Here is a 19076-nt window from a genome sequence, read left to right as displayed (position 1 = left end):
GTCTGGGAAACCCTATCGAGCCGAGCGAGTTCAAACAATCTCCGGGTTGGCGCCAATTTCGGCAATGAGCGTGGCGAGGAGGGCGACTCGCTGGGGGACTGAAGACAGGTCGAGCCACTCGGACTCCGAGTGGTCTCCACCCCCAACCGGGCCGAGCCCATCAAGCGTCGGCACCCCACGTGCGGCGATGCGGTTCGCGTCCGACACCCCGCCGGTGCGCGCGAGTCCAGGGGCGAAGCCGAGCGTCCCTGCGATAGCAACCGCGCGTTCTGCGAGCGCGAGCACAGCCGCGCTCGCCTCCATGGGCGGGCAGTGGTCAATGCTCACGATCTCCGCGCTCGTCCCCGAGGTCTGTGTGGCCGCAACACGCGCACGAATCTGTGCCAGCGTTGCGTCGAGGTCGGCGGCGACGGTCGCGCGGACCTCCACGTGCAGCGAGGCGTGATCCGGCACGATGTTGAGCCGGTCGCCGGCACGGAGCACGCCGACGTTTACGGTGACCCCCGCCTGCGGGTCGGCGAGCCCCTGGAGGAACAGCGTCAGGTGAGCCGCTTCAACGCCGGCGTGCGCACCGCGCTCCGGTTCGATGCCCGAGTGCGCTGCCTTTCCCCGGACCACGACCTCAAGATCAGCCACGCCCTTCCGGGCGACAACAAGATCTCCGTTCTCGCGCGCGCACTCCATGCATAGCGCGGCATCGGCGCCCTCGCTCGCCACCCGCAGCACCCCGGCCCCAAACGGTGAGCCGATCTCCTCGTCAGGCGTAAACACCAGCACGAGTTCACCGTAGCTCTCTTCTTTCAGCGCGATGAGGTGTTCGGCCGCGTGCAGGCTCGCAACCACACCGGCCTTGTCATCCGTGACGCCCGGGCCGCGGCCATGCCCGCGCTCGTCCACCCGGAAGGGGCGCGCGGCTGCGTCACCGATCTCAAACACCGTGTCCATGTGGGCAAAGAGGACAATGCGTTTCGTCCCCGTGCCTCGCCGCGTTGCGACGAGCGCGTCGCCCCACACTCCCGTCGGGTCGGAGTGGCGCACCACGCGGAACTCAAGCCGTGCGAGCCGGGCTTCCACCCAGTCCGCCACGCGCTTCACCCCTGCCGCATCGGTTGATCCCGAATCAATCCCGACGAGTTCGGCGAGGTCACGCTCGTAGTCCGGCTGCGCGGCGAGCGCTGACTCGGCGAAGCGTGCGGCGAGCGCGGCGGAAAGCTCAGGTGCGGAGGTGTTCATTGCAGATCTCGTTCCAAGTGCCGGGGAGGAGCCCCGGTCCGAGCGGATCGCTCAGACCTCAGGGGCGTGTGGGAGCAGACGGTGGTGGTGTCCCCCGGCCTGGCTCAACGATGAGGCGCTGCGGGGAACGTCACCGGCACGAGAACACTATCCCGAAAAGACGCATTTATGAAATGAATGTTGCAGTTCTTGCAGCGAATGCGAATTTATGAAATGATTTCGATCACTTCATCGACGAGGCCTCGGAAAGGGAAACCGTGAACACGCACGCTCCAGCTGATCCACACACGGCTCCCGATCTTCCAGGCAACGACGCATCCGGCACGCTCGTACTGATCGGCGGCGCACTCGACGAGAGCACGGAGATCCTGTCACGCATCGTGCGGCTCGCGGATACTCGCCGACAGAGCGGTTCCCCGCGGATCGCAATCTTCACCACCGCCTCCGAGCCTGCGGCGTCGTCGGCAGCGGCAGCGGACCCGAGTCTTGAGAACGACGAGGCTGACGGCCGGTACTACGTCGAGCTGTTTGCGCGCCATGGCGCGGTTGGCGTGCCCATTCCCGTGGGCGTGAACCCGACCCCGCCGTACCCGGGGGCACCCTACTTCGCGGATCGCGCGAACGATCCCGCTGTCGCGGAGCTGGTGCGAAGCGCCGACGGCGTATTTCTCGGTGGCGGCGATCAGAACCACTATGTGCGCGCGCTGTTCCGCGACGCGTCGGGCCATGGCGCCGCAGACGCGAAACGCACGGAGACCCCCGTCCTCGTTGCGCTCCGCGAGGTGCTCGCGCGAGGCGGAGTCGTTGCAGGAACCAGCGCGGGGCTCGCTGTGCAGCAGGGTGCACACATGGTGAGCGGGGGTGCCGACATCCACACCGCGTGGACGCACGGCGCAGCACCCGGTTCCGACCTCAGAATCGCGGGGTACGAGGCGCTGAGCTACGACCTCGCGGGCGGGCTTGCACTCTTCCCAGAGGCTCTGCTCGACTCGCATTTCGCTGAGTGGGGGCGCCCCGCACGCGCGATTCGACTTGCCTACGACACCGGGCAGCCCGTGTGCATCGGCGTCGACGAGCACACCGCGCTTGTCTACGATCGCGCGAGCCGCCAGTCCGAGGTCATCGGCGCACGGGGCGTCTCGTTCCTCAACCTCGAGGGCGCCACGGGCCGCGGCGACGCGGTGCAGGGCGTGCGCTGGAGCTACCTCGTTCCGGGCGACCAGCACGACTTCTCCACGAGTACGACGGCGCGCGGAGACCGTTCGGCTGAGCTCGAGCTCACCCCCACTCCGCACAACGCGCAAACCGACCTCTGGGCAGACGACGGAAGTCGCCCGCTCCTCGCGCTCGCTCAGCGCCTGCTCGCATCGCGAGCGCGCACCGCAACCGGCGAGAGCGCCCGCGACCGCACTCCTCTCTACCGCACCACCCTGCAACGTGATGCGCGGACAACCGCGCTTCCCACCGGCGGCTTCGCCGATCTCATCATCTCCATTACTCCCACCCACCCGACTCACTAGGAGCCATCAATGACCTCTCCAGCACCCTCTCCACGCCGCGCACGCGTCATGCGCCGCGTGGGTAGCGCAACCGCAGCGCTTGCGGTTGGCGCGCTTGTGCTTTCCGGCTGCGCTTCCGGCGATGCCGGCGGCGGGGACGAGGCGAAGAACATCGTCAACCTCGTCACCCCTGCACAGCCTGAAAGCCTTGATCCCCAGATCTCCACGGATTCGATCATGGGCGAGATCACCGGCCCGATCTTCGAGACGCTCGTCACCGCCGACGAGAACCTCCAGGTCCAGCCGATGCTCGCCGAGTCGTACGAGGTGAGCGACGACTCGCTTGAGTACACCTTCCATCTGCGGGAGGGCGTGAAGTTCCAAGACGGCAGCCACCTCGACGCAGACGACGTGGTCGCCTCCATGAATCGCTGGACGCGCGTGTCCGTTGCGGCCCAGGAAGCCTTCGCTGGCTCCGAATGGACGAAGGTCGATGACTCGACGGTCAAGCTCACCGTCACCTCCCCGAGCTTCCTGCATCTGCTCTACCTGTCGCAGGTGTCGACCGCGTACCCTGCAATCCTCCCGACCGAGGTACTCGATAAGGTCGGCGACGGCCCCATTGAGGCGGTCGAGGACATCGTAGGGACCGGCCCCTTCCAGCTCACCGAGTGGGACGCTGATCAGAAGATCGTCATCACAAAGTGGGACGACTACCAGTCGGTTGACGCACCGTCGAGCGGCCGAGCCGGCGCGAAGGATGCGACGCTCTCGGAGGTGGTCTTCAACTTCGTTCCTGACGCATCAACCCGCACGATGGGTCTGCAGTCCGGACAGTATGACGCGACGACGGAGCTGCCGTTCGATAGCCTCGATCAGTTCGCTGACGATGAGAACCTGACGCTCGACACATACATGGTCGGCCCGATCAACCTCGTGTACAGCGACGACGCATCGAGCCCGTTCTCGAAGGTGGAGAACCGCCAGGCGATCAACACCGGCCTCGACCGAGACCCGATCATGCTCGCCGCGGTGGGGTCGAAGGATCTCTACGATCTCGTGCACCACAACATGACGCTGGGCCAGAAGGCGATCTGGGATACCGAGGTCGGCAAGGCCGACTTCAACACGGCAGACGTCGCACAGGCAAAGAAGATGCTCGCTGCGGGCGGGTACACGGGCGAACCCGTCACGGTGCTCGCGAACAAGGACTACTCCGAGGCGTACAACTCGGCGGTCGTAGTGGTTGAGCAGCTGAAGGGCATGGGCGTCGACGCCACCCTCGACGCGTACGAGTGGGGCGCGTTCAGCGAGAAGTACCGCGAACGCCGCGACGAGTGGGATCTTGTCGTCTTCCCGTTCGGCACCGAGCTCGATCCGACCCAGACCATCGGCTTCCTCCCGACGCGCGCCGGCTACTTCGATGGGCCCGAGCTGCAGAAGCTGCTTGCGGACTTCCGTGGTGCCCCGACGCAGGCCGAGGCAAGCGCGCTGTTCAGTGACATGCAGCAGTGGATCGAAGATACCCGCCCCATGAGCCGCATCGGCGACGCACACAACGTGTACGCCGCGAACAAGGATCTGGATCTCGCTTGGTTCGACGGCCACTTCGTGTGGTGGAACGCCCACTGGAAGAACTAGCGGAGCGCTCTTCCGCTCACGTGTGGCCGCGTTCTCCAGAGCGTGGCCACACGCACCCCCACACCCCACCTCGACACCGAATCCGGAACACCGATGCTTCGATTCATTTTCCGCAGACTCCTCAGCCTCATTCCCGTGCTGTTCGTGGTGTCGGTGGTGATTTTCTCCCTCATCCACCTCACACCGGGTGACCCCGCCCGCCGAATTCTCGGCGAGAAAGCGTCCGATGAGCAGGTCGCCGCACTGCACGCCACCATGGGACTCGACCAGCCCATCGTTATGCAGTACCTCAAGTGGGTCGGCGGCGTGTTCACCGGCAACCTGGGTGACTCGTATTTCCTTCGCAAGAGCGTCGTCGAGGCGATCAGCGACAACGCCGTCCCCACCATTCAGCTCGCCCTCATCGCGATCATCGTCGCTGTCTTGCTCTCCGTGCCGTTCGGCACCATTGCCGCCCGGTACCGCGGAGGCAAGTTCGACAAGATGGTCACCGGCTTCACGCTGCTTGGCATGACCGTGCCCAGCTTCGTGCTCGCCATCGGCATGATGCTCCTCTTCGGCTTGACGCTGCGCTGGCTGCCCCTCTCCGGGTACGTGAATCCGTTTGAGAACTTCGGCGACGGCCTCAAAACGCTCCTCATGCCCGGCATCGCGCTAGGCGCGATCACCGCAGCGCTGATCACGCGCACCACGCGCGCAGCCGTGCTCGATGTGCTCAACGCCGACTACATTGACGCGGCCCGCTCGCGCGGCGTTGCCGAACGGCGGCTCCTCTTCAGCCACACGCTCAAGAACGCGAGCCTGCCGATCCTCACGATTGTGGGCCTGTCACTCGGCGGGCTCGTCACCGGCGCGGCGGTCACGGAAACCATCTTCAACATCCCCGGGCTCGGACAGTTGCTCGTCACCTCGATCTCGCGTCGCGACTATCCCGTAATCCAGGGCGTCATCTTGTTCATCACCCTGATCTACTTGCTCACCAACCTGCTGATCGATGTGCTCTACGGCATCGTCGATCCGCGAGTGCGCGTCGGAAAGGCCTGAGCGCATGACCGCAACCAGTCCCCAGAACCCGCCAGCCCCCAGCACGACCGTACTGTCGATGCAGCCGGAGCAACCCAAGAACTCGGTGTGGCACCGCGTGCTCGCCAACACGGGCTTCATGGTGGGGCTTCTCATCATCCTCGCGATCTTCCTCATCTCGTACGTGCTGCCGCCGCTGCTGCAGCTCGACCCCTACGCGGTCGATCCCGCGAACCGTTTGGCGAAGCCGTCGGCCGAGTACATTTTCGGCACGGACAACTTTGGCCGTGACCTCTTCGCGCGCATTATCTCGGGCGCCTCCACCTCGCTGCTCGTCGGCTTCGTCGTCGCACTCGTCAGCGGGGTGATCGGCACACTGATCGGCATCCTCGCCGTGTTCAACTCGGTGCTCGACGCGATCCTGATGCGCATCTGTGATGGCCTGATGGCCATCCCGGCAATCCTGCTCGCCGTCGCCCTTGCTGCCGCGCTCGGCCCCAGCGTCACCAACCTCGTCATCGCCCTCGCGATCGTCTACACGCCGGGAATCGCACGCCTCGTGCGCGCACGCGCACTCGCTGTGAGCTCGGAAACGTTCGTCACGGCGAGCACCATGCAGGGTGGCGGAATGTTCCATATCATGCTGCGCCACATCCTCCCGAACGTCATGTCCGTCCTCGTGGTCCAGGCCACGTTTACGTTCGCGGAGTCCGTCATCACCGAGGCCGCAATGAGCTTCCTCGGCGCTGGCGTCCCCGCGCCGCATGCCAGCTGGGGCAACATCCTCTACGACGGGAAGTCCGTCATCATGCAGGCCCCGCAGATGATCCTCATCACGGCCGCGTTCCTCGTGATCACGGTGCTCGCTTTGAACCTCATCGGTGATGGGCTGCGCGACCTCGTTGACCAGCGCTCACGTTCCGCGCTCGGACGCCCCGGTATCTTTGCCCGCATGGTCTCCGTGTTCGCACCGGGACGCATGAAGAAGGAGTTCCAGGCATGACCGCCTCGACCGCCCCCACCGCCGGCCCCGGAACCGGCGACGCATCCGCGCTTCCGCTCGAGATCGACCGCTTGACGCTGAACATTGACACCCCGCACGGCACCGTTCACGCGGTGAACAATGTGTCGCTCAGCGTGGAGCCCGGCGAGATCCTCGCGATCGTCGGCGAATCAGGATCCGGCAAGACCCTCACCGCACGCGCGGTGCTGGGCCTCTTCCCGCCGCGCACCCGCCGATCCGGTGTGGTGCTGCTTTCCGGCGCGGACGTGCTGACCGCTTCCCCCGCCGAGCTTCGTGAGCTGCGCGGCAACCAGGCCGCCATGATTTTTCAGGAGCCGTCCACGGCGTTGAACCCCGTGTTCTCCATCGGCTGGCAGCTCGAAGAAGGGCTGCGCGCGCACGGCATGTCCGATCGCACAGAACGGCGCACTCGCGCGATCGAGATGCTCCGCGCCGTCGGCATCCCCGAGCCCGAGCGCCGCCTGCATCACTACCCACATCAGTTCTCGGGTGGCCAGAAGCAGCGCATCGTCATCGCGATGGCGCTCGCCCTGCGCCCCAAAGTGATCATCGCCGACGAGCCCACCACGGCGCTCGACGTCACCGTGCAGGCCGAGATCCTCGACCTGCTGCGCGAGTGCCGCGATCAATTCGGCGCGTCCATTGTGCTGATCACCCACAACATGGGTGTGGTCGCTGACCTCGCCGATCGTGTGGCCGTGATGTACCGAGGCGACCTGGTTGAGGAAGCCCCGGTTGCCGAGCTCTTCGCGAATCCGCGCGAGGAATACACGCAGCAGCTCCTCGCCGCAGTGCCGCGCCTCGGCGCCGGAGGGCGCCTGACGGACAGTGTCCAGGAGCCATCGGCCGCACCAGCGGTGGCCGCAGCGGCAGAACCCGAGCAGGCGGTCACACTCTCATCAGTCGACGTCGTGTATACGAGCGGTTTCGGCACGCACCCCGTCCGCGCCGTGCGCGGGGTGGAGCTCACCATCGCCCGCGGAGAAGTGCTCGGCCTGGTCGGAGAATCCGGCTCGGGCAAATCGACAATTGGCCGCGCGATCGGGGGTCTCGAAACCATCGGTGCCGGATCGCTGCGGGTGTTCGGCGCCGAGCTGACCCAGCTGAAGCGTCGGGAGCTCCGCGCGCTGCGGCGCCGCATCGGCTTCGTATTCCAGGACCCAGCGGCCTCCTTCAACTCTTTCATGACCGTCGAACAGTGCATTGCTGAGCCGATGCGAATCCATCGGGTAGGCGGCGGCAAGCGAGCACACCGAGCCCGAGCAATCGAGTTGCTCGACGCCGTCGAGCTTCCTGCCTCGTACGCCGATCGCCATCCATTCGAGCTTTCGGGCGGCCAGCGCCAGCGCGTGGGCCTCGCGCGGGCGCTCGCTCTGGGGCCCGAGCTGGTCATCGCGGACGAGCCGACGAGCGCACTCGACGTGTCCGTGCAGGCAAAGGTGCTCGACATCTTCTCAGGGCTGCAGCGGGAGCTGGGCTTCGCGTCGCTGTTCATCAGCCACGACCTCGCCGTGGTCGAGATGCTCGCGCATCGCGTGGGTGTGCTGCGGCAGGGCGAGCTCGTGGAAATCGGCCCGACCGAGCGGGTGCTGCACGAGCCGCAGCACGAGTACACGCAGCGCCTCATCGCCGCGGTGCCCGTGCCCGACCCTGCCGTGCAGCGCCAGCGCCGCGCGGCAAGCGCCGATCCCGAGCATCCCATCCTGCTGACCGAGGAGCCCGCATGACCGCCCCGACCGCCCCGTCACACCCCCACCAGGTTCGAGCGGACCTCGTGCTGCTCGGCGGGCGGGTGCGCACCGGGCTGGGCCCGACTGCCGATCTCCCCGAGCTGCAGGCCGTGGCGGTGAACGGCCGGCGTATCGCAGCGGTCGGCACGCGCGCTGAGGCGCACACCTGGGACACGAGCGACGCCACGATCGTTGAGCTCGGTGACGCCACGATTACCGCCGGCTTTGTCGACGCCCACGTCCACCCGCTCTCGGGTGCCGAGTCGCGGCACCGCGCGCTCATGCTTCATGAGTGCGAGAGCGTCGCCGAGGTGGCCGAGCGGATTGCCGCGTTCGCCGCGGATCTGGGGCCCGACGAGTGGGTGCGCGGCTTCGGGCTGTCATTCGACCTGTTCGTTGGCGAGGAACTCACCAACGAACCCTTCGCCGAAGCGTTTGGCGGCCGTCCCGGCTACCTGCTGCTCTTCGACGGCCACTCGGTGATCGCCAGCCCGCGCGCACTCGAGCTCGCCGGCATCGACGGCCCCCGCGACTTCGGCAACAACTCCTCGATCGAGTGCGACGCGAACGGTGTGCCCACTGGCTACCTCATCGAGTCGGATGCCGAACTGCTCGTCACCGATCTCTACCCACGCATGCCATTCGCTGAGCGCGTCGCCGCGGTGGGCGACAAGCTCGCCGAGTTCGCTGCATCCGGCTACACCTCGCTCCACCAAATGAACATGGAGGAGGGCGACATCGAGGTGATGCGCGCGCTCGAGGATGCGGGCGATCTCCCCGTGCGCGTGAGGATCTCGCCGCTCTGGCGGGCGAGCGAGCCCTGGGCCGAAACGCTGCGGCGCATGATTGATCTGCAGGGCGTCGGCGGGCGACGCTGGCAGATCGAGGGCGTGAAGTTCATGCTCGATGGCAGCATCGACAACGGCTCCGCGTGGCTCTTCGAAGCCGATACCCGCGGCGGCGGGCTCGAGCCCTACTGGGTGCCCAGCGAGCTCTTCACGCAGACCATCCACGCGCTCGCGGCGAACGGGGTGCCGAGTGCGACGCACGCGATCGGCGACCGCGCAGTCGAGTTCGTGCTCGACACGGTTGCGTCGATCCCCGAGCAGCACCGCGGGGTGACGCACCGCATCGAACACATCGAAACCATCCCGGATCACCTCGTACCCCGCTTCGCTGAGCTGGGAGTGCCGGCGAGCATGCAGCCGATCCACGCGTTCGCCCAGCGCCCTGACGGCTGCGACATGTGGACGACGCTGCTGGGCCGCGGTTCGGAGCGCGCGGCCAACGGCTGGCGCGTCGCCGACCTGGACGCCGCCGGTGCGATCGTTGCGCTCGGTTCTGATTGGCCCGTTGAAGAGTTCGACGCGCGACGCGTGTTCGCCGCGAACGTGACGCGCCGCAGGCACGGCTCGGATCGGCCGGCCGTCGACGCACACCAGGCGCTCTCTCCCGAGCGCACGCTCGTGGCGATCACGCAGGGGCCGTGGGCTTCGATCGACCGCCCCAGCGACGGGGTCATTGCGGCGGGGGCGATTGCCGATCTCGCGGTGTTCCGAGATGACCCGCTCAGCGCCGCGCCCGAACGCTTCGCCGAGTCGGAGGTGCTGCTCACAGTGGTGAACGGCACCGTCTCGCACCGAGTACCGTAGCGAGCATGATCTCGCAGCTTCGCTCTGTCCGTTTCCTCGGGCAGGATGCCCCAGTCGACGTCGCGCTTGAGCACGGACGCATCGCCGGAGTGACGCCAGCGGGCACGACAGCCGAGGCCCCCGCGGGGATCGACGCCGACGGCCGATTTCTCACCTCGGGCCTGTGGGACGAGCACGTGCACTTCGGACAGTGGGCGCAGCAGTCGAGCCGCTTCGACCTGGGTGCCGCGGAGTCAGCGGCAGAGGCGCTCGAGCTCCTCGCAACTGGGCTGCGCGCGGACGAGGCTGCGCGCGCAGCGGCGGACGTCTCTTCGGCGCCCGAGTTCGTGGCCGTACGGGCGCGAGCCGGCGCGTGGACCACAGGAATCACCCGCGCGGCGCTCGACGCGCTCGCGGGCGAGCGACCACTCGTAGTGATCAGCGCGGACCTGCACGGAATTTGGTTGAACTCGGCCGCGCTCGCCGCGCGCGGGCTGCCCGTCGAGGGCGACGGACACATCGTCGAGGACGAGTGCTTCGCCCTGCTGCGCGCGATTGACTCGCTCGCGCCGACCGAACTCGACGAACTTGTTGCCCGCGCGGGCCGTGCAGCGGCCGCGCGCGGTGTGGTGGGCATCGTGGACCTTGAGATGCGCTGGTGCATCGACGATTGGCTGCGTCGGGAGGCCGCCGGCTTCGATCTCCTCCGCGTTGAGGCGGGTATCTACCCGAACCAGCTCGAGCGTGCGATCCACGCGGGGTACCGCTCCGGTGATGCGCTCGGCAGCGCTGGGCGACTGACCGTTGGCCCGCTCAAGATGATCACCGACGGCTCGCTCGGCACGGGCACCGCCTGGTGCTGCGACCCGTACCCGTCGGGCGACCACGGGCGTTCGCTCGTCGCCGCCGACGAACTGCTCGCCATGATGCGCCGTGCCACCGCGGCGGGGCTGGGCCTCACCCTGCACGCCATCGGAGATCGCGCCGTCGCCCAGGTGCTCGACGCATACGAGGCGCTGGGCCGTGGGGGCCGCATGGAGCATGCGCAGCTGCTCCGCACGGCGGACATCGCGCGCTTCGCGGAGCTCGGCATCACCGCGAGCGTGCAGCCCGAACACCTCGTCGACGACCGCGAGGCAACGGAGTTGCAGTGGCCGGGCCGAGCCGAGCGTACGTTCCCCTTGGCTTCGCTGCACGCGACGGGTGCGCACCTCGTGTTCGGCTCGGATGCCCCCGTGGCGCCGCTCGATCCGTGGCGTTGGATCCAGGCGGCGGTGACCCGTGCCCGGCCGGGCGAGACACCGTGGACGCCGGCCGAGCGGCTCCCCGCCACCGTCGCACTCGCGGCGTCGATGCGGGGCGCGCTGCGCCCGGCGGTAGGCGATCCTGCCGACCTGGTGCTGCTCGACACGGACCCGCTGCGCAGCGATCCCGATCTGCTGTCCGAAACGCACGTGGCTGCGACCCTTCTGGGTGGCACGCTGACGCACCGCGCGCCGGAGCTCACGCAGCGCTAGCCCCAACGCCCGACGGACGCGGGCGGGCTAGTCGGTGACCAACGCCGCCGCGATCAGCTCCGCGATGAGCCCCGGGTAGCTCAGGCCACGCGCCGCATACATGCGCGGCACCTGGGACTGCTCGGTCATGCCGGGCGCCGTGTTCACCTCGTTCAGCACCAGCCCGTCGGCCGTGTGGAAGAAGTCAAAGCGCACCACCCCGCGGCAGCCGAGCGCGTCGTAGAGCTGTGTCGCCGCCTGCTGCAGCGCGGCCTCCTCGGGCTCGTCGAGCGGCGCGGGCACCGTGAACTCGGCGCTGCCGTCGTACTTCTCAGCCCGATCGAACACTCCGCCGGGCACCACGCCAATCTCAAGCGTTGCCCCCACGCGGAGCTCACCGGTGCGGTCGCGGAACACCGCAATGTCGATCTCGCGGCCGTGCACGTACTGCTCAATGAGCACGGGCTCCCCGAAATCGCGCGCCCCCTCGACCGCGTCGGCCAGCCCCGCGCGATCCGGCACCACGAACACACCGTTGCTTGACCCGCCGTTCGCCGGCTTCACCACGAACGGCGGCTCGAGGTCGCGGGCGGTCTGCGGGACCGCCCCTGCGGCGAGCGCTGCATCGCGTGTGGGGGCGAGCATGCCCGGCGCGACGCCGATTCCGAGCTCTGCCGCGAGGTGTTTGGTGGCTTGCTTGTCCATCGCGAGCGCTCCCGCGCGCACGGGCGACCCGGCGTCGGGCACGCCGCAGAGCTGCAAGAAACCAGCGATCGTGCCATCCTCACCGTTCACGCCGTGCAGCACGGGGAAGGCGACGTCGCACGCTGTGAGCTGCTGCACGACCTCGTGTGCGGGGAGCGGCCGGCCGGCGTCGTCGCACCAGGAACCCTCGGCGGTGACGGTGAGCGGCACGGGGATCAGTTCCAGTTCGCGCACCGCGCGCGCAACCGCGGCAGCAGAGGCGAGCGAGACGCTGTGCTCGTCGTTCGCGCCGCCCCCGATGACGGCGATGCGCGCGGGCTGTGGCCGGGTGCGGCCATCACGCGGGCGTCGCAGGGGTGCGGGGGTGAGCGGCTGGGTCATTGCGTGAGTCTCCTCAGAGTTGCGGGATGTTGACGGTGTCGCGGGTGCGGGCGTCGCTGACGGCGTTGGCGGTATCGAGGGTGCGGCTGATGCGTGACGCGCGGCTGCCGAGGCGGGTGACGATCTCGTGTTCGATGGTGTGCGACCACTCGGCCCACTCGGCGACCGTGGGCTCACCGGTGTCGCCCGGCCCGAAGAGCGTGACGGCCTCGTTCGGCTCGAGCACATCGTCGCCGGTGTCGACTACCACCATGTCCATAGAGATGCGGCCGACGAGCGGCCGGCGACGGCCGCGGACGAGTACCTCGGCCTTGCCCGAGGCCTCGCGCGGCAGGCCATCCCCATAGCCGACGGGGAGCAGGGCGAGGTGCGTCCGCCGCTCGGCGACAAAGTCGAGGCCGTACCCTACACCGGTGCCGGCACCCACCTCGCGCACGGACACCACCCGGGAGCGGAGCGTGAGCGCGGGGCGGAGCGCCGTGGTGCTGCGCGATGGATCAATCCCGAAGAGCCCCGCACCGATACGCGACACGTCAAAGCGCGGCACTGCTCCCGTGAGCGTCGCCGCGGTGGCAGCGAGGTGCAGTGCACTGGGTGAGAGGCCTCGTCGTCCCGCGGTACGCGCAGCGTTCTCGAACACGAGACGCTCGCGGATGTTTTGCGGGTGCTCGGGATCATCCGCGCACGACAGGTGCCCCATGATGCCCGTGACCCGAATCGCCCCGATCGCCTCGTACTCGCGCGCGAGCGTGCACAGCGCCGACCACTCACGCGGCGGACAGCCGTCGCGCGCCATGCCCACATCGGCGTGCAGGTGGACGCTGGCCCGTGTGCCCAGCCGGGCCGCAGCTGCACCGATGGCATGCAGGTGTTCGGCGCTTGGCACCGCGAGCTCAATCCGAGCGTGAATCGCCGCCTCGAAGTCGGCATCGGGCGTGTTCAGCCAGCTGAGCAGCGGCGCATCGACGCCGCCCTCGCGCAGGGCCAGCGCCTCGGGCAGTGCTGCGACGCCGATCGAGCACGCGCCTGCTTCGAGCACGGAACGCGCGATCGCGCCGTGGCCGAACGCGTCCGCTTTGAGGACGGCCATCACGCGGCCGCCGGTGAGCGCCGCAAAGGTGGCCGTGTTCTCTCGGATCGCGGCGTCGTGCACGATGAGTTCGGAGCCAGTGGGGTGCATGCGGATCAGTTTTCCAACGGCCGTGTTGCCACCCCGTATGCGGTTTTGCATACGCTCGCGATATGCGGCGGGCGGTCAGCAGCGCGAAGCTAGGCTGCCCGCATGACGACCTATCTCCTCGCGGGCGGGGGCACCGCCGGGCATGTGAACCCGCTTCTCGCCACCGCCGACCGCTTGCGCACGCGCGCCGCCACCATCGTGGTGCTCGGCACCGCCGAGGGGCTCGAGTCGCGGCTGGTGCCCGAGCGTGGCTACGCGCTTGAGACGATCCCGCGTGTGCCGTTTCCACGCCGCCCGAACGTCGCCGCACTGCAGTTCCCCGTCCGATTCCGCCGCGCAGTGACGCGCACGCGCGAGCTGCTGCGGGAGCGCAAGGTCGACGTGGTGCTCGGTTTCGGCGGCTACGCGGCGATGCCCGCCTACGTTGCTGCGCGCCGCGAGCGGATCCCGTTCGTGCTCCACGAGGCCAACGCGCGGCCCGGCCTCGCGAATGTGTGGGGTGCGCGCCACGCGGCGGCGGTCGGAACCGTCTTTCCGGACACTCCGCTGCGCGGTGCCCGCGTCGTGGGGATGCCGCTCCGCGCGGAGATCGAGACCCTGGATCGCGGGGCGGAGCGGGCGGCGGCGGCCCGACACTTCGGGCTCGATCCGGATCGCCCAGTGTTGCTCGTGTTCGGCGGCTCCGCGGGCGCGCGCCGCATCAACGAGGCGCTCGCGGACACCTGGCCCGAGGTGATCGCTGCGGGCTGGCAACTCCTCCACGTGACGGGCAACGCGCGCGCCGAAGAGGTCGACGCGAGCGGTTCCCCGGACCGCGTAGTCATCCCGTATGCGGATCGGATGGATCTCGCCTACGCGGTCGCTGACCTTGTCGTGTGCCGCTCGGGTTCGGCGACCGTGAGCGAGCTCAGCGCGCTCGGGATCCCTGCCGTGTACGTGCCCTACGCCGTGGGCAACGGCGAGCAGGCGCTGAACGCCCGCGGCGTGGTGGCGGCAGGCGGGGCACGCCTGATCGATGACCGCGAGTTCACCGCGCGCGCGGTCACGGAACGCGTACTGCCCCTGCTCGGTGACCCCGCGGAGCGTGCCCGAATGGCGGCCTCCGCCGCAGCGTTCGGCACCCGAGACGGCACTGATCGCCTGCTCGCACTCGTCGAACAGGCGATCAGCGCCTCAGCCTAGGCAGGCTCAGGGGACGAGGACTGCGCGCCCCGCGATGCGACCGTGGTGCAGGTCATCGAATGCCTGCACCGCGTCATCGAGGCCGTAGCGCACCACCTCGACGCCGATCTTGCCCGCCTGCGCGAGCGCCACCACCTGACGCATGTCGGCGCGGGTTCCGCCGTAGGCACGCTCGATGTTCACACCCCACGGCAGCGCGCTGTTGCCCGCGGTGTAGGTGAACGACCCCCCGCCGAGACCGACGAAGCGGATCGCGCCGCCGCCGCGCACCACCGCGAGCGCGAGGTCGACCGTCGGCTGCACGCCAACGAAGTCGAACACCACGTCAGCGCCCACCCCGCCGGTCTCGGCGAGGATTCGCGCCGCAGCCTCGCCATCGCTCGGAATCGCGAGGTCCGCGCCGTGCGCTTCGGCGAACGCGAGCTTCTCGGGATCGGTGTCGAGCGCAATGATGCGGGCGCCCGAGGTCGCCGCGAGGATCTGCAGCGCCATGTGGCCGAGCCCGCCCAGCCCGATCGTCACCACGGTGGCGTCGCCCGAAAGCCGATCGCGCACCGTGTTGATCGCGTGCATCGGGGTAAGCGCCGCGTCCGCGAGCGGCGCAGCCGCGACGGGGTCGAGCTCACCGATCGGGTCGAGGTGGTGCGCGCGCACCGCGATGTAGTCGGCCATGCCGCCCGGGCTCCCGATCCCGGGCGAGAGGGGCGCGAGCGAACCGCGAGGTGCAACCACCTCGCACTGGTTGTCGCGACCGGCGAGGCACTCGCGGCACTGCCCGCATGACAGGATCAGCGCGACGATGGCGCGCTGCCCCACTTCCCATCCCGTGACGTTCGCGCCGAGCTGCTCGATCGTGCCCGCAACCTCGTGGCCCAGTGTGCTGCCGATCAGCGGGTTCTCGTCGCCCATGCCGATGATGGAGATGTCCGAGTGGCAGACGCCGGCGCCACCAACGCGCAGCAGCACCTGATCCGGCTCGATTTCGGGAGTGGGCTTCTCCCGCACCTCAACGGTGTTGTTCTTGACATAGGTGACTGCTCGCATCGGTTCTCCTCCTGCGGCGACGGAAGGCCGCGACACTTGGGGCGTCGGAACGGCGTCCTCACGATCCAGGCTACTGGCGAGCGCTGCGAAAACTCTAGACTGTGTCCATGACCGACGACGCCGTCCGCCCCACGGCCGCGCCCCAGACCACACCATCGCTGCGGCAGCGCCCACCGTTCGTTGCCGTGCTGCGGCGGCTCCCGTTCACGGTTGCCCTCCTCGCCGCGCTGCTCGCGGTCGGCGCCGCCACCGGCACGCTACTCAGCCCCGTGGTCGACAAGCCCTGGTACGACCAGATTGCCACCGGCATTCCCGCGTTTGCGGAGGGACGCTGGTGGACCCTCGCGACCTCGCCGTTCTTCGTCGACCACCCGCTGGTCTACCTCACGCTGTTGCCGCTCGTCGTTGGCGGTGTCGGCTGGGCGGAGTGGCGCTTCGGGTGGCTCCGCACGCTGGGGCTCTTCGCGGCCGGCCACGTGGTCGGCGTGCTCGGCGCTGCGGGGCTCCTCATGCTCGTCGCGCAGACCGGCTGGCCCTGGGCCGTTGAGATCGCAAAGCACTCCGACGTCGGCCCCTCGTGCGGTGCGCTCGCCGCGCTCGTATTCGCGATCGCGACGCTCCCCGCCCCGTGGCGCCTGCGCGCCCGCATCGCGGTGGTGATCTGGGTGGGGATCTCGCTGCTGTACCTCGGCCAGCTGCATGATGTCGAGCACGCCGTCGCGATGATCGCGGCCCTCGCGGTGAGCGGGTGGCTCCCCGCGTTCCGCCGCCCCGCGGGCCGGCCGAGCGAGCGCGAGTGGCGCCTCATCGCGTTCTCGGGCCTCATCGCGATCGGTGTGATCCAGGTGATCGACCTCATCGTCCCGTACGACGGCCCACTCGGACAGAACCAGCCGATCGCCTCGTTCGTCGACGTCGCGATCGACGTGGTGGTCATCGCGATCATCGCGAACGGAGTGCGCCAGGGCGTGCGGCTGGCGTGGATCGGCGCGATCATCCTCGCGGTGTTCAACATCGCGGTCGCGGCGCTGGCGTTGGCCGCACTGAAGCTCTTCGTCGCCCTCGAGCTCATCGACTCGGTGGGCGAGTATCTCGGCGGGCTCATCGCGCCCGCCGCACTGTGGGCCGCGTTCCTCGTGGTGATCATCATCGGCCGCGGCGCATTCCGGGTACCGCTGCGTCGTTCGCGACGCACGCTCGCGGCCGAGCACCTCACCACCGAGCAGGCGACCGAGCGCCTGCAGCGCTTCGGCGGCGGCACGATCTCGTGGATGACCACCTGGCGCGGCAACCGGCACATCGCCGCGGGCACGGGCGCGATCACGTTCCAGCCGCACGCGGGCGTGGCCATCATGCTCGGGGACCCGATCGTGGCGGCCGGCGAGCAGCCTGCGGCCTTCGCGGAGTTTGAACGGGTCTCGCAGCGCGCCGGGCTCATCCCTTGCGCCTTCTCCGTGAGCGAGGCGGGCGAGCGTGCAAAGCCCGCTGGGTGGCGCTCGGTGGTGATCGCCGAGGACACGATCGTCGACCTCCCCGGGCTCGCCTTCACGGGCAAGGCCTGGGGCGCGGTGCGCACGGCGATCAACCGCGCGAATCGCGAGGGCATCTCGTTTCGCATGGTGCGGCTCGCCGCCGAGCCCTGGAACGTGCTCGCACAGGTGCGCGCCATTTCCGAGCAGTGGACGGGCGACAAGGGGCTGCCAGAGATGCGGTTCACGCTCGGGACGGTCGACGAGGCGCTCGATCCCGCCGTGTACGTCGGCATCGCGGTCGACGCAGACGGGAGCCTGCACGGCATCACGTCGTGGCTGCCCGTGCACGGACCCGCGGACCCGGCGACGGGTGAGCCCCGCGTAGTCGGCTGGACCCTCGACCTCATGCGGCGCCGCGATGGCGGGTTCGGGCCGGTCATGGAGTTCTTGATCGCATCGGCCGCACAGCACTTCTCTGAGGCGGGCTTCGAATTCCTCTCGCTCTCCGGCGCGCCACTCGTGCGCTCGGCAGCGGCCGCAGCCGGGCCGGTCGACCAGGTGCTCGACCAGGTGGGGGCACTCATCGAGCCGCTGTACGGCTTCAAGTCGCTGCACCGCTTCAAGCAGAAGTTCAACCCCCGTGCGGCGCCGCTGCACCTCCTCTTTCGCGACGAGGGGGACCTCCCGCGGATCGGGATCGCGCTCACGCGCGCGTACCTCGCCGACGCGTCGCTGCGCGATCTGCTCGCGTCGACGGCCGCCGCGAAACCGGCTCCGGCTGCGGCCGGGGAGGGCGCCCAATGAGCGCCGCACCTCCGCACGAGCGCGGGCCGCGCCGATCTTTCGGCCGCACGCTCGGCACGACGCTCAGCGTGGGCGGCGAGATCCTCGGCATCGGCGCCCAGATTGTACTGATCTGGCTCGGCTGGCTGCTCCTGTGGGGGCCCGAGGACGGCTTCGACCTCGGGGCGATGCTCACCTGGTGTCTGGTGGCCACGCTGTACCTGTCGTTCACCATCTTCGCCCTCAACATTCTGGTGCGGGTCGGTGACCCGAACCCGGCAGCAACCCGAGTGCTCGTTGGCCACCCGCTCACCCGGGCGCTCTCGACGCTCATCTCACTCGGTGCGAGCGCGGTGGGGCTGAGCGTCGCCATCGACCTCATCACGAGCATCGGGCAGGATCAGCACGAGCCGGTGAGCGAGTTCATCGCGGTGTGGGCGATGCTGCTCTCGTGGGCGATGTTCAACTGGGGCTATGCACGCGTGTATTTCTCCCGCTACCACCGTGCAGCGTCTCCTCCACTCGAGTTTCCGGGGACGCCCGACCCACGCCTCGTCGACTTCGTGTACCTCGCGTTCACCAACGCCACCACGTTCGCCGTCTCCGATGTGAAGGTGGTGGATTCGCGCATGCGCTGGACCATCGTCTGGCACACCACACTCGCGTTCTTCTTCAACGCGCTCATCATCGTGCTCACGATGAACGTGATCGCGAACGGCAAGCTCTTCGCCCAGCTCTTCGCGTAGCGCCTCGCGGTGACGCCCGCGCAGATATTCCCGAAAACACCCGGTTCCGCCACCGGCGGACAGGCGGACCCCGCACTGGTCACGCACCACGCAACGGGGTACGATGAGTCCCGTGTTCCGGGGTCGGTGTGATTCCGAACCGGCGGTGACAGTCCGCGAGCTCCACTCCGTGGGGTTGACTTGGTGAAATTCCGAGACCGACGGTGATGGACGGGGGTTCCCGTTCGAGTCCGGATGAGAGGAACGCGCAGTCGCGGCGACCCCGCGACCCCGCGCGCACCCGGTACGCAGGAAGTAGCGGACGGG

14 protein-coding genes and 1 riboswitch are annotated in these 19076 nt (G+C 68.7%); of the genes, 10 read left to right on the top strand and 4 right to left on the bottom strand.

Annotation, left to right across the window (positions count from 1 at the left end):
* Positions 1-30: 30 nt before the first annotated feature.
* The gene (locus ACR81A_RS01060) at positions 31-1233 is read right to left on the bottom strand and encodes a M20 family metallopeptidase (RefSeq protein ID WP_440312301.1); all 1203 of its coding nucleotides are present in this window, start codon (positions 1231-1233) and stop codon (positions 31-33) included.
* A gap of 257 nt (positions 1234-1490) precedes the next feature.
* Here ACR81A_RS01060 and ACR81A_RS01055 point away from each other — a divergent pair, with 257 nt between their 5' ends.
* The 7 genes from ACR81A_RS01055 (at position 1491) to ACR81A_RS01025 (ending at position 11298) form a co-directional block, all read left to right on the top strand.
* Entirely contained in the window at positions 1491-2753 is a 1263-nt protein-coding gene (locus ACR81A_RS01055; RefSeq protein ID WP_440312300.1) for a cyanophycinase, read from the top strand.
* A 9-nt stretch (positions 2754-2762) separates the two neighbouring features.
* Positions 2763-4373 (top strand): ABC transporter substrate-binding protein, encoded by a 1611-nt coding sequence (locus tag ACR81A_RS01050; protein ID WP_440312299.1) that lies wholly within the window; start codon positions 2763-2765, stop codon positions 4371-4373.
* 93 nt (positions 4374-4466) lie between these two features.
* Positions 4467-5417: an ABC transporter permease gene (locus tag ACR81A_RS01045; RefSeq protein ID WP_202382497.1), complete on the top strand. Its 951-nt coding sequence runs from the start codon at positions 4467-4469 to the stop codon at positions 5415-5417.
* 4 nt (positions 5418-5421) lie between these two features.
* Positions 5422-6399 carry an ABC transporter permease gene (locus tag ACR81A_RS01040; protein WP_440312298.1) on the top strand — a complete coding sequence of 326 codons (978 nt, stop codon included), beginning with the start codon at positions 5422-5424 and terminating at the stop codon, positions 6397-6399.
* A complete protein-coding gene (locus ACR81A_RS01035) occupies positions 6396-8147 on the top strand; it encodes a dipeptide ABC transporter ATP-binding protein (protein ID WP_440312297.1) in 1752 nt (583 codons plus the stop codon). Before ACR81A_RS01040 ends, ACR81A_RS01035 begins: the two co-directional genes overlap by 4 nt.
* Positions 8144-9802, top strand: coding sequence for an amidohydrolase (locus ACR81A_RS01030; RefSeq protein ID WP_440312296.1), 1659 nt, complete (start codon positions 8144-8146; stop codon positions 9800-9802). Before ACR81A_RS01035 ends, ACR81A_RS01030 begins: the two co-directional genes overlap by 4 nt.
* A gap of 5 nt (positions 9803-9807) precedes the next feature.
* Positions 9808-11298, top strand: coding sequence for an amidohydrolase (locus ACR81A_RS01025; protein ID WP_440312295.1), 1491 nt, complete (start codon positions 9808-9810; stop codon positions 11296-11298).
* 27 nt (positions 11299-11325) lie between these two features.
* On the opposite strand, the gene ACR81A_RS01020 is transcribed toward ACR81A_RS01025, so the two are convergent.
* Positions 11326-12363 (bottom strand): D-alanine--D-alanine ligase, encoded by a 1038-nt coding sequence (locus tag ACR81A_RS01020; RefSeq protein ID WP_440312294.1) that lies wholly within the window; start codon positions 12361-12363, stop codon positions 11326-11328.
* Between the two features lie 13 nt (positions 12364-12376).
* A complete protein-coding gene (alr, locus tag ACR81A_RS01015) occupies positions 12377-13543 on the bottom strand; it encodes an alanine racemase (protein WP_440312293.1) in 1167 nt (388 codons plus the stop codon).
* A 102-nt stretch (positions 13544-13645) separates the two neighbouring features.
* On the opposite strand from alr, the gene murG reads away from it, so the two are divergent.
* Positions 13646-14725, top strand: a complete 1080-nt coding sequence (gene murG / locus ACR81A_RS01010) for an undecaprenyldiphospho-muramoylpentapeptide beta-N-acetylglucosaminyltransferase (RefSeq protein WP_440312292.1) — start codon at positions 13646-13648, stop codon at positions 14723-14725.
* Positions 14726-14731: 6 nt separating this feature from the next.
* Here the strand turns inward: murG and ACR81A_RS01005 are convergent, their stop codons facing one another.
* Positions 14732-15769 (bottom strand): alcohol dehydrogenase catalytic domain-containing protein, encoded by a 1038-nt coding sequence (locus ACR81A_RS01005; RefSeq protein ID WP_440312291.1) that lies wholly within the window; start codon positions 15767-15769, stop codon positions 14732-14734.
* A 107-nt stretch (positions 15770-15876) separates the two neighbouring features.
* On the opposite strand from ACR81A_RS01005, the gene ACR81A_RS01000 reads away from it, so the two are divergent.
* Together ACR81A_RS01000 and ACR81A_RS00995 are read left to right on the top strand one after the other, a co-directional pair.
* The gene (locus ACR81A_RS01000; RefSeq protein WP_440312290.1) at positions 15877-18045 is read left to right on the top strand and encodes a bifunctional lysylphosphatidylglycerol flippase/synthetase MprF; all 2169 of its coding nucleotides are present in this window, start codon (positions 15877-15879) and stop codon (positions 18043-18045) included.
* Complete coding sequence (locus tag ACR81A_RS00995) at positions 18042-18770, top strand: DUF1345 domain-containing protein (protein ID WP_440312289.1); 729 nt, start codon at positions 18042-18044, stop codon at positions 18768-18770. Before ACR81A_RS01000 ends, ACR81A_RS00995 begins: the two co-directional genes overlap by 4 nt.
* 109 nt (positions 18771-18879) lie before the next feature.
* Positions 18880-19020, top strand: a riboswitch (FMN riboswitch).
* Positions 19021-19076: the final 56 nt, after the last annotated feature.

Source organism: Leucobacter chromiireducens (assembly GCF_051993095.1).
In the GTDB taxonomy this organism is placed as follows: Bacteria; Actinomycetota; Actinomycetes; order Actinomycetales; family Microbacteriaceae; genus Leucobacter; species Leucobacter chromiireducens.
The sequence above is the reverse complement of the archived record's forward strand: the minus strand, read 5'-3'. Positions and strand labels throughout refer to the sequence as shown.